This is a genomic window from Pseudobacillus badius (assembly GCF_002189605.1).
GTDB classification, from domain to species: domain Bacteria; phylum Bacillota; class Bacilli; order Bacillales; family Domibacillaceae; genus Pseudobacillus; species Pseudobacillus badius.
The window spans coordinates 611,715-623,267 of the sequence record NZ_MWMM01000001.1; the positions used below are offsets into that span (position 1 = coordinate 611,715).

Here is an 11,553-nt window from a genome sequence, read left to right on the forward strand (position 1 = left end):
TCAAGCCGGGAGTTTGAATAATGGCAAGACTTTGTAACATGAAGCCTGGCTTAAGAATATGTGTAAATATAATGAATTGGAGGAGGGAATATCATGCAACCACATGCAAATGAGGCTGCTCCTTATTACCAGAGGGATCATAAAAAATTACACGATAAGTGTAAAAAGCATTTATATCAATTTATTCAAGTAGAAATGGATGACGGCGCGATCTATCAAGGCTTGCTGCATAGCTATGATAAAAATAACATGTACATCATCATGCCTAACACGAATCAGCCGAATGCATCAAATGCTCCATCTATGCACACCGAAGACGAAAGTCGGCTCTATCCCTTTTTTGGCCCGTTTGGTTTGTTTGGCTTTCCTTTCTATGGCATAAGAGGGTTCGGTCCGTTCTTTCCATTCTTTATTTAAATAGAGGGATGCCTGCAAGCTTGCAGGCATCCCTAAAAAAATAAAAAGACTGAGGAGTTCGGAATAAGACCCTTCCGAACTCCTTTTGTCGATCAACAGCCGCTGGCGCCTGTTTATTCTTTGGTACATGAAAACACTCTGTAGTCCAAAATATTCCGGTATTTTGTCATCATATAAAGATGCTGGTCCGGTATCATATAAAGGTGCGGTTCAATATGTTCTGAGAATTGGAATTCAGGAGAAGGATTGTTTTCAAGCATGGATGGTTTTTGGATGGAGGTCTTTATATCCGTAAAACCGGTTTTTTCAAGCAGACTGAGCCAGTCCTTTTCCGTAAAAACAGAATCCAGTCCGTAGAATTGTTGAATTTCTTCTATATAGGCGGAATTTAGCTGCTGGTTAATCGTTAATTCGTTAGCAACAAAACGGCCGCCCCGTTTTAATAGCCGGAATATCTCATGAAGAGAGCGGGGCTTATCGGCGAAAGCTAATACAGATTCGGATAGGATCAAATCAAATTGACCATCCGGCAAAGGACAATTTTCGATAGAGCCCTGGATGATTTCTACTGGCAACTGACATTGTTTTATCCGCTTTTTCGCTTTATCTATCATAATCGGATTAATATCCATGCCGATGATACTGGCCCCGTAGCGATCGGCCAAATAAGCAGCAGTTTGCCCAGTGCCGCACCCGACATCTAAGATATGTGAGGACTCGCTGATTTTTTCATTTTTTAATATTTCCTGGGTTAAATCAAGGCCGCCTGGATGGGCACCGCCGACACCAAATTTTGATAAAAAATCTAAATACATTGACTCTCTAATGAAGACCACCTTCTTTATTAATCTCCTTTATAGGATATGAAGCCACCAATAGGATGGTTCCTCTCAAGCTTCTTTACCGCATCGCTTTCACATAAGAAAACCTGTATGAAGCTCGATGATAGCCATATATTAGTTCTGCGTCGGTTTAATAAAGAATAAAAAGGGAAAAGTTAACAAAAGGGGCCGATATAAGGAGGCAATCTTACTATGAAAGCTGAACAAGAAAAGTTATCTAGCAAGCTGCAAGTTGCTGAACAACAAAAGCCTGAGCCAGAGGAAAACGAATTATCTGCATTTGCCGCCCACCCTGATACTGATTCAGCTGGAGCCGGCGGGATGGTCTCACCAGATTAATTATTGCCGGAATTAAAACAAAATGAAATGCTTTGTTCCACCTATAGACGATTCGAGCCCCTTTCCATAAGTATAAGGCCCTTTGCTTAAAGGGCTTTTTTCATATCCATTCTTCAGAAAAAATGGGTTGGTTCATTGCTTTTCCAGTTTTGTCACTTTGTACATAGTTAGATATCAAAGCTTTTTTTGCGGCCGGGCTGTTGGTGAATTCGTTGTAGCAATAACAAAACCCATGTACAATATTTAGATGAAGCTTTCGTTATAGCGTCGTTGAGAGATAATATTTACAAACTATTTATCATATACACTTATGTAAGCTGCCTGCTTATGTATGATCAATGGAAGGGGGAAGGGTATGTGTGAAAAAATATCAGGAAATATTCATTCAGAAAATGGACACCACTTTTCAACGCTGGAAGAGCCAGCCGTTTCTTGCGGAAAGAGAATTGTACCGATTTCTTCACTCCTTGAAAGGAACATCCGGCTCGATTGGGTTGGAAGATATTTCAAGAGTGGCCGCTGCTAAGCTGGAACAGCTGGATGAGGAGAGCGACAAGCGCTGGAGCAGGGAAGAGTGGCCGCTTTTTTTAAAGGAACTGCTAGGAAATCATGATGAGCAAGAGGAAACACCGCCTATTGAGCAAATAAAAGAGAAAAAAGCCGGCGGCAGTGAGGTCGTTCTGTTTATTGAAAGCGATATTGAAAAGCTGACGGCATTAAGGCGAGAAATGGAAAAGGAAGGCTGGGTGGTACTGGCCGCAATGACACCGGAAAAGGGGCTTTCTGCTTTTTGGTCAAAGCATCCGGATCTTTTGCTGATTGATTTGGACATGCCAAAAAACAGCGGGATCGAACTGCTCAGAAAGATTCAAGAAATCGCAGGAAACCGTTTTACTCCTGTTATAGCGATTAGTTCAAGCGCGGAAAAGCAAGCGCGCATGGAAGCTTATGAAGCAGGCGCCCTTGATTACATTCAACTTCCGGCTGACCCAGATGAAATTCTTATTCGGATGAAGAATAAAATGAATTATCGGGATTTAATGAGAGAGGTCGTGTTAATTGACGAGCTGACCGGAGCATTTAACCGTAAGTTTTTTAATGTGGAAATTAAACGGCAGCTTCATTTATTAAAAGAATCTCACTCTCCATTTTCTTTAGCGATGCTGGATCTTGATCATTTCAAGAAAATCAATGATACATATGGCCATACTTCTGGAGACGAGGTCTTGAAGGAGTTTAGCCGCATGGTCCGGGGCCGGATTCACCAGGATGACTTTTTTATCCGCTTTGGAGGAGAAGAGTTTGTTTTGCTTATGCCGGGATGCACGGGAGAAAAGGCGAAGCAAATCATTCAATCGATGATCCAGGAGTTTGAACAGCATGAGTTTTTGTTTGAGGGCCAGTCTGTTTTTTGCAGCTTTTCCGGAGGGGTAGCGGAAGTCAATCATACAGAAGAGCGTCCGGGAGAATTTTTGAAAAAAGCAGATCTCGCTCTTTACTCTTCGAAGATTAACGGCCGCGGGAAGGTAACAAACTATCAAGATATTAATCCTTCTATCGATAAAGAAAAGTGGCTGCGCATCGGAATTATTGATGACGATGCGGTTATGAGGCAAATTCTTGAAGATCAACTCCACAAAATGTCATTTGGAAATTATCAGATAGATATTCGTTCCTTTCGGGAAGGGGAAGCTTTCTTTAACGATGATTGGTACAAGCAAGGGGGAAAGTACATCATCTTGCTCGATGGCGTCATGCCGAGAATGGATGGTGTAGAAGTACTCCAGCGGCTTCGAAAGGAATTCCCGGAAGAGGATTTTATTATCGTTATGCTCACAGGAAGAAAAAGTGAAAAAGATATTGTCAGAGGATTGGAGTTAGGGGCGGATGACTATTTAACAAAGCCGTTCAGCATGAAAGAGCTGGAAGCGCGTGTGCGCCGGCTTGCGATGAGAATCGTCAATTAATCTATCTGGACCGTTGAATAGGAGGGTTACATGATTACACTATTCGGCCAAACTATCCGCAAACAATTCTTGGTCATTATGGTAGCCATGCTTTTGCTTTTAATGGCCGGAGCAGCAGTTGCTTATCTGGCTGAAAAACGGCTCGCTGATGAGTACATGGAAGAAAGAAGAAGGATGAACGAAAAGGTGAAAGCGATCGGACTGGTCGAAAGCAGCTTTAAACATACTATCTTCTCCATGCGCGGTTATATCGCTTTCCAAAATGAAGAAGAACTTCAGCAAGCATATAACAGTGCGCGCAAATTAAAGGAGGCGATGCGGAAATTTAAGCCGCTTGCTTCTTCGGCAGAGGAAAAAAAGCTCGTTGCGGAGCTGGCTGAATTCAACGGTACGTATGCCAATCAACTGGTTCCTAAAGCAGAGGCTCTCGTCAAGGCTGGGAATTATGAAGGCGTGCGGCAATTGTCGTCTTTGGGGACAACCGATCAGATCCTCTCTTTAATACAAGCGGTTGAAGCGGAAAAGTCCGGCCTAAATGAGCTGATTGACCAGCGGTATAAACAATTTTTGGAGAGGACAAGGGCGCTTAATGCAGCGGTGGCCGGTTATTTTGTTTTCGTTTTTGCCGTGACTAGCGGAGCAGTTTGGCTGCTTTCGAGAAAACTTGGGCAGCCGCTTCAGGAGCTGACAGAAGCCGCTGAGAAATTAGCGGCGGGAGGTCAAGTACATATTCGTCAAATAAAAAGAAAAGATGAGCTTGGTGTGCTTTCTGCTGCATTTGTTCATATGACGAAAACGATCCAGGAAAGGGAGCATGAACTAACAGCTCATAATGAGGAATTGATGATGCAGCAGGAAGAGCTGGAAAGAATGCTGGCGGAAACGGAACAGATGAAAGACCGCCTGCTCGAGGTGGATCAGTTGAAATCTGAGCTTGTCAGCACCGTCAGTCATGAGCTGCGAACGCCGCTGGCCGGCATTTTAGGCTTTACCGAATTAATGCTGAATCGTTCACTTAATCAAGAAAAACAGAAAAAATACTTAACGACGATTCATCAGGAAGCTGTGCGGCTGACTAACTTAATTAATGACTTTTTAGACTTGCAGCGAATGGAGTCAGGCGCTTTCGCTTGTTCATTTGAAAAGGTAGACCCCGCTCCTTTAATAGAGTCAATTATAGAGACGATCAGCCAGACGACGAACCGCCATCATTTTCAGCTGATTGATCAACGTTCTAAAAAGTGGCTGTCCGGCGATCAGGAACGCCTGATCCAAGTATTTACTAATTTACTTGGCAATGCAGTGAAGTTTTCTCCGCAGGGAGGGCAGATCACTGTGTATGTAACGAACAATGAGAAGAGTATGCTCATAAAGATAAAGGATGAAGGACTTGGCATACCGGCTGCCGAAATCCCGCATGTGTTTAAAAAGTTCCATCGGATTGATAATTCTGATCGCAGGAAAATCGGCGGCACTGGCTTAGGACTCGCAGTTTGCAAGGAAATAGCAGAAGCTCATGGAGGAACCATTACGGTATCTTCCGAATATGGGGAAGGAAGTGTTTTTTCTGTTCTTCTTCCTCTGTGGGAGGAAAAAGAGACGACAGTAAATGGGGAGAGGTCTGATGAATATATTGATTGCAGATGACGAAGAAGTATTGCGGATGCTTATCGTCGATACGCTGGAGGAAGAAGGGCATGTTCTCACGGAGGCTGCTGATGGACGCGAGGCAATCGAATGTTTTCAAGAGAAAACATTTGACCTTTTGCTTCTGGATTACATGATGCCGAGAATGACAGGAATTGAAGTGATTCGAAAGGTAAGGGAAACGAGTGACGTGAAAATTGTCATGCTGACCGCTAAAACACAGCAGAGAAATTTAGAGGAAGCGAAGGAGGCGGGAGCAGACTTTTTTCTGGCGAAGCCGTTCAGCCCATTAAAACTGATCGAATTAGTGACAGAACTGGAAGAAAGATAAAGAAGGGGGATGGGAGGATGTTGCAGGAAATTTATCAGCAGCTGGAGAGAGATTTTGAAGAAACAGTAAGGGTTAGAAGGTACTTGCATCAGCACCCGGAATTATCATTTGAAGAAGAAGAAACACCTAAATTTATTGCCCGCCTGTTAACAGAAATGGGCATAGAGGTGAAAACCGGAGTTGGCGGGCGCGGCGTAGTCGGAATCATTCGCGGGGGGCGGCCGGGGAAAACAGTAGCCTTGCGGGCTGATTTTGATGCGCTGCCCATTCAGGATTTAAAAGAAGTGGCTTATCGGTCAACCGTTCCTGGAAAAATGCATGCGTGCGGACATGATGCCCACACTGCTGCTTTGCTGTCGGTGGCAAAGGCGCTGCAGGAAAAGCGTGAATGGTTAAGCGGCAACGTTGTGCTGATTCATCAATTTGCAGAGGAGCTTGTGCCGGGCGGAGCAAAAGAGATGATCAAGGATGGCTGCTTAGAAGGGGTCGATGCGATTTTTGGCACACATTTATGGTCAACTATCCCAGTAGGACAGGCTGCTTTTCAGCCGCAGGCGATTATGGCAGCGGCAGATCATTTCGAAGTGGAAATTACCGGAAAAGGCGGGCACGGCGGGCTGCCGCATGAAACAGTCGATCCGATTATGCTAGGAACGAACTGGGTGCAGCTCGTTCAGCAGATTGTCAGCCGCAATGTCAGCCCGCTCGATTCGGCTGTTATAACGGTCGGCGCCTTTCATGGCGGTGATGCTTTCAATATTATTCCGGAAAAAGTAGCCATCAAAGGAACGGTGCGAACGTTTCGGACAGAGGTTCAACAGGTGATTGAGCGAAAAATGGAGTCGATAGTGCGCTCGCTGTGTGAAGCGGCAGGCGCCTCTTACAACTATCAATATATCAAAGGGTATCCTCCGGTTATCAATCATGCACGCGAGACCAATTTTGTCCGTTCATGTGCGGAGGAAGTTCTCGGAAGCGACAATTGCTATGTAACAGAACCGCTCATGGTAGGCGAAGATTTTTCCTATTATTTGCAGCATGTTCCAGGCACATTCTTTCTAACAGGAGCAGGCAATGCCGAAAAAAATGCAGTATATCCGCATCATCATCCGCGGTTCGATATTGATGAGGAAGCGATGCTCCATGCTGGGAAAATTTTAGCCTCAGCTGCTTGGAGATTTTTGAATGAGAAAGAGTGAACTTCTTTTCAATCAAAGGTATTTTCTGTATAGTATGTTACGGAAACAATTTTAAGATAAAGGAAGAGTTTGATGATTATAAAAACGGAAGAAGAACTGCAGTCATTGAAGAAAATCGGAAAGATTGTGGCAGAAATTCGCGACGAAATGCGCGCTGCAACAAAGCCGGGGGTAACGACTAAAGAGCTGGATGAACTCGGCGGCCGGCTATTTGCAGAAAAAGGCGCAGTATCAGGCCCGAAAAGCGAGTATGATTTTCCAGGGTATACGTGCATCAGCGTGAATGATGAAGTGGCTCATGGCATCCCGGGCAGCCGTGTTATTAAAGAGGGCGATCTTGTCAATATTGATGTATCCGGCTCTTATGACGGTTATTTTGCGGACACAGGCATTTCTTTTGTTGTAGGCGAGGGCGATCCTTTGCTCTTTAAGCTATGCGAAACAGCCGAGCAGGCATTTCAGCGGGGCCTGCTGAAAGCAAAAGCAGGGGCTAAGCAAAACCAAATCGGAAAAGCAGTGATGAATGAAGCGAAACGCAATGGCTTGACGGTGATCAAAAACTTAACCGGCCATGGCATCGGACGCACACTTCATGAATCGCCGGACCACATATTAAATTATTTTGATCCGTGGGACAATGATTTACTAAAAGAAGGAATGGTCATTGCCTTCGAACCGTTTATCTCTGCTAAAGCGGACATGATCGTAGAAGGGGGAGACGGATGGACATTTAAAACGCCGGATGGCAGCCTCGTCGCCCAAATTGAACATACAATTGTCATTACTAAAGATGAGCCGATTATCTTAACAAAATAAAAGGAAGATCCAGCCAAATGCAGATAGAGAGCATTTGGCTTTTTGTATCAGTTATAAATCGAAATGATTACTATTTACAAAACGGAATGATTTCGATATAATGCTGATTGTTATCATTTTATATTTATATTTGGAGGAGGAATTATTTTGTTCCGCTTTTTAAAAGTTTTCTTTGTGTTTGCTGTTCTTCTTCTTTCTGCTTGCGGGCAGGAAAAGGGGAGCCAACAAGACGATAGCAAGGAAAAGGGTGCTCTGAAAGTATATACGACAATTTACCCTTTAACGTTTTTTACAGAAGAAATTGGAAAAGAACATGTCGATGTCGAAAGTATCTTGCCAGCCGGAGTAGATGAGCATACATACGAACCGACGGCCAAAACCATCATTGATATTGCTGACGGGGATTTGTTTATGTATAACGGATTAGGGCTTGAACCATTCGGCGCAAAAGTCAAGAAGTCAATGGATAAAGAAGGCGTGCGCGTCGTTGAGGTAGGGGAAGAAATCGATTTGGGATCATATGACCATAAAGACGCTTCCGGCGAGGAAGAAGCTGATCACGAGCATGCCGATGAAGAGGGGCGTGAAGAACACGGCCATGAACATGCGCATGGAGGAACAGATCCGCATATTTGGCTCGATCCTGTACTGGCAGTGGAAATGTCAGGTGTGATTAAAGATGAATTATCAGATCTTGATCCGAAACACAAAGAGGATTACGAAAGAAATTATGAAGAGCTGAAAAGCAAGTTAATGAAATTAGATGGAGAATTTCAAAAAGTCGCTGAACAATCGACTAACAAAGAGTTTCTCGTATCCCATGCAGCGTTTGGTTATTGGGAGAAAGAATACGGGTTCAAACAAATCAGTGTAGCAGGCTTGTCCCCTACTAATGAGCCTTCCCAAAAACAGCTGAAAGAAATGATTGAAACAGCGAGAAAGCATCAAATCCAATACGTTATTTTTGAACAAAATGTTACGCCGAAAGTGGCGAAGGTTGTACAAAAAGAGTTAAAAGCCGAAGCGCTTCAAATTCATAACCTGTCTGTACTGACTGAAGAAGACGAGGCGAAGGGAGAAAATTACTTTACCCTTATGGAGCATAATGTTCAGACATTGAAAAAAGCCGTTGGAAACTAATTTTTAAAGAGCCGCCTTCACTAGTTAATGGGAAGGCGGCTTTCTTGTGGGCTGTTTAAAGAGAGGCGGAAATGAAAAAGCTTTGCTTTCTTTGGCATACTTTTCCTCAATCAAGGAAAGATATAAAACAAGCAATGTTTTATAAGGAGGAATAGTCATGACGAAAATGAATCGTGAGCCATTATGGAGAGCAGATACAGAACTGCCGTCTTTTCCAATTTTGCAAGAACAAATATTTGCGGATGTTGTGATTGTAGGCGGCGGCATTACGGGCATTGTAACGGGTTATATGCTGACTAAGGAAGGAAAAAAAGTAGCCATTCTTGAAGCGGATGAGTTACTGAATGGCACGACCGGCCATACGACGGCGAAAGTGACAGCCCAGCATAATTTAATTTACGATCAGCTGATTACCTCTGTGGGAGAGGAGCAGGCTAGATTGTATTATGAAGCAAACGCGGAGGCAGCCCACTGGATCAAGGGAACAATCCAGCAAGAGGGAATCGAGTGCGGATTTCAAGAGGAAACGGCTTATGTCTACACAAACTCTGAGGAAAAAGAGCCCAGTCTGCTGAAAGAAGCAGAAAGTTATAAAAAGCTAGGCATCGACGGATCGCTTGTCGATTCGATGCCATGGAAAACCCCTTTTAAGCAAGCAGTGCAAATGAAGGGGCAGGCCCGTTTTCACCCTTTACAGTTTCTAAAGCCGCTGGTTGAATACATTACTAAAAATGGCGGCGCCATCTATGAACATTCACCAGCCGAAGATATAGAAAAAGGTGAAAGGCCGGCTGTTGTCTTGAGGTCGGGTGTAAAGGCTATCGGGCATGATATTGTAGTGGCTAGTCATTTTCCTTTTTATGATAATGGTTTTTATTTTGCTAAATTGCATCCAACCCGCTCCTATGTGATAGCTATTAAGCCTAAAAAAGAATTTCCAGGCGGCATGTATATTACAGCTGAACAGCCGACCCGTTCTGTACGAAGTACGGTTTACAATGGCGAAGAAGTCCTGCTAATCAGCGGAGATGGCCATAAGACAGGAAAAGGGCAGCCGACCGAGAGCCATTACCAGAACTTAATGGACTTTGCTGAAAAGGAATTTGGCATAGAAGAGTTATTGTTTACTTGGTCTACACAGGACTTAGTTCCGATGGATAAAATCCCCTATATCGGAAAAGCCGATGAAGCAGAGAATATTTACTCAGCTACCGGATTCAAGAAATGGGGAATGACAACGAGCGTGGTTGCAGCAAGGCTTCTTTCAGATTTAATTGTCCATAAACAAAATCGTTATACCGAATTATTCTCCCCAGACCGGTTTAAAGCCGATCCTGGCATCCAGCAATTTGTTAAACAGCAAAGCGATGTCGCTGCCACATTTATTAAAGGCAAGCTTGATTATTTCTTTAAGGAGCGGGGGAATCTGCCAGTCGATCAGGGCATTGTTGTTAATTGGGAAGGAACACGGGCAGGGGCCTTTAAAGAAAAAGACGGCACCGTGCATCTTGTGGATACGACATGTACCCACATGGGGTGTGAATGTGAGTGGAATGATGCCGAACGTACTTGGGACTGCCCTTGTCACGGCTCGCGTTATTCCATCACGGGGGAAGTAATTGAAGGACCAGCCAAGAAACCGTTGAAAAACCTTGGAGAGATCGGGGGCCAAACGTGGCAGGAATGACCGTTGTAAACGTTCATTTTGTTTTTGAATAAGTAAAAACAAAGACAAAAAGCTGACAGAGCAGATAGAGAACTAACTGCTGTCAGCTTTTTTTTATTTCTTGTTTTAGTCTATTCATCTTTTTTTGATAAGCAGCGGTCACATTCCATCATGTAAGACTCGGCTTGTTCATGCATATGCTCTCCGCATTCCGGACACATTTTTGGCGGCAGTGTTCTGAAAAACTCTAATGGACTCATCATGGCTTAATTTCCTCCTTTTATAAAACAGTTTTGTGATTTGTTTTTCTGTTATAATACAGTATATTCACTCTTTTTGATGTTGTAAACAACAAAAAGAAATATTCTGAAAATTGGTCCCATAGTCCTGAAGCGCTAAAAAAAGAAGTTTCATCCAAATACATTGCGACATTTTCTTGCTTTTTAACAGCAAAGATGGTATAGTGAAAGCAGTTGTTTAAGTTCGTTTCAAAAGAGAGCAAGTTTTTACATAAAGTTGTTTTCGTCTTGAAATAGTAATAAACAGCAAGAAATGAATGAGCAAGTTAGCTCGAGGAGGATATTTACATGTTACAAGGTAAAGTTAAATGGTTTAATGCAGAAAAAGGTTTCGGATTCATCGAAGTTGAAGGACAAGATGATGTATTCGTACATTTCTCAGCTATCCAAGGCGAAGGTTACAAAACTTTAGAAGAAGGCCAAAGCGTTTCTTTCGAAGTTGTTGAAGGACCACGCGGACCACAAGCTGCTAACGTAGAAAAACAATAATTAAACATACAAAAGACGATGTGTAACCACATCGTCTTTTTTTATGATTTGTTTAGGGATTTATTCATACCATTAATTTATTGAAAAGGTATTGACTTTCTATTGAAATGGATGATAGAATGTAATTCCTCCGATAATTAAATTTTAAATCGGTGAGAAGGAAAAATAAAAAAAGAGTTGACTTTCACGTTGATATAATGATATGATGATAGAGTTCTTGTGAAAGAAAACAAATTGATCTTTGAAAACTGAACAAAAACATGCCAGTAAGTTAATTCTTATTTTTAAAACATGAGCAAGTCAAACCATCTTTTTGGAGAGTTTGATCCTGGCTCAGGACGAACGCTGGCGGCGTGCCTAATACATGCAAGTCGAGCGGACTTGACGGAAGCTTGCTTCCG

General features: G+C 43.1%; 12 protein-coding genes and 1 rRNA gene. 11 read left to right on the forward strand and 2 right to left on the reverse strand.

Features of this window, described 5'->3' with window-relative positions; genetic code table 11:
* Positions 1-93: 93 nt before the first annotated feature.
* Positions 94-417 carry a hypothetical protein gene (locus B1A98_RS02890; protein WP_063383635.1) on the forward strand — a complete coding sequence of 108 codons (324 nt, stop codon included), beginning with the start codon at positions 94-96 and terminating at the stop codon, positions 415-417.
* Between the two features lie 113 nt (positions 418-530).
* On the opposite strand, the gene B1A98_RS02895 is transcribed toward B1A98_RS02890, so the two are convergent.
* On the reverse strand, positions 531-1,253 hold the full coding sequence (locus B1A98_RS02895) for a class I SAM-dependent methyltransferase (protein ID WP_223663406.1): 723 nt from the start codon (positions 1,251-1,253) through the stop codon (positions 531-533).
* A 198-nt stretch (positions 1,254-1,451) separates the two neighbouring features.
* On the opposite strand from B1A98_RS02895, the gene B1A98_RS20315 reads away from it, so the two are divergent.
* The 8 genes from B1A98_RS20315 to B1A98_RS02930 all read left to right on the forward strand — a co-directional run bounded on the left by B1A98_RS20315 (position 1,452) and on the right by B1A98_RS02930 (position 10,385).
* Positions 1,452-1,598 carry a hypothetical protein gene (locus B1A98_RS20315; RefSeq protein WP_158286006.1) on the forward strand — a complete coding sequence of 49 codons (147 nt, stop codon included), beginning with the start codon at positions 1,452-1,454 and terminating at the stop codon, positions 1,596-1,598.
* A 359-nt stretch (positions 1,599-1,957) separates the two neighbouring features.
* A complete protein-coding gene (locus tag B1A98_RS02900; protein WP_063383636.1) occupies positions 1,958-3,565 on the forward strand; it encodes a response regulator in 1,608 nt (535 codons plus the stop codon).
* A 30-nt stretch (positions 3,566-3,595) separates the two neighbouring features.
* Positions 3,596-5,212: a sensor histidine kinase gene (locus B1A98_RS02905; RefSeq protein ID WP_063383637.1), complete on the forward strand. Its 1,617-nt coding sequence runs from the start codon at positions 3,596-3,598 to the stop codon at positions 5,210-5,212.
* The gene (locus tag B1A98_RS02910) at positions 5,187-5,543 is read left to right on the forward strand and encodes a response regulator (RefSeq protein ID WP_087903721.1); all 357 of its coding nucleotides are present in this window, start codon (positions 5,187-5,189) and stop codon (positions 5,541-5,543) included. The genes B1A98_RS02905 and B1A98_RS02910 overlap by 26 nt, the downstream gene beginning before the upstream one ends.
* A 17-nt stretch (positions 5,544-5,560) precedes the next feature.
* Positions 5,561-6,742, forward strand: coding sequence for an amidohydrolase (locus B1A98_RS02915; RefSeq protein WP_158286007.1), 1,182 nt, complete (start codon positions 5,561-5,563; stop codon positions 6,740-6,742).
* Between the two features lie 72 nt (positions 6,743-6,814).
* Positions 6,815-7,558: a type I methionyl aminopeptidase gene (map, locus tag B1A98_RS02920; RefSeq protein ID WP_041101018.1), complete on the forward strand. Its 744-nt coding sequence runs from the start codon at positions 6,815-6,817 to the stop codon at positions 7,556-7,558.
* Positions 7,559-7,705: 147 nt separating this feature from the next.
* Positions 7,706-8,698, forward strand: a complete 993-nt coding sequence (locus B1A98_RS02925; protein WP_063383639.1) for a metal ABC transporter solute-binding protein, Zn/Mn family — start codon at positions 7,706-7,708, stop codon at positions 8,696-8,698.
* A 157-nt stretch (positions 8,699-8,855) separates the two neighbouring features.
* Entirely contained in the window at positions 8,856-10,385 is a 1,530-nt protein-coding gene (locus B1A98_RS02930) for an FAD-dependent oxidoreductase (RefSeq protein WP_063383640.1), read from the forward strand.
* Positions 10,386-10,495: 110 nt separating this feature from the next.
* Here the strand turns inward: B1A98_RS02930 and yhfH are convergent, their stop codons facing one another.
* Positions 10,496-10,627, reverse strand: coding sequence for a protein YhfH (gene yhfH / locus B1A98_RS02935; protein ID WP_082028256.1), 132 nt, complete (start codon positions 10,625-10,627; stop codon positions 10,496-10,498).
* Between the two features lie 324 nt (positions 10,628-10,951).
* Between yhfH and cspD the strand changes: the two genes are divergently transcribed.
* A complete protein-coding gene (gene cspD / locus B1A98_RS02940; protein WP_041101023.1) occupies positions 10,952-11,152 on the forward strand; it encodes a cold-shock protein CspD in 201 nt (66 codons plus the stop codon).
* Between the two features lie 310 nt (positions 11,153-11,462).
* Positions 11,463-11,553: ribosomal RNA gene (locus B1A98_RS02945) — 16S ribosomal RNA — on the forward strand; the annotation flags it as partial.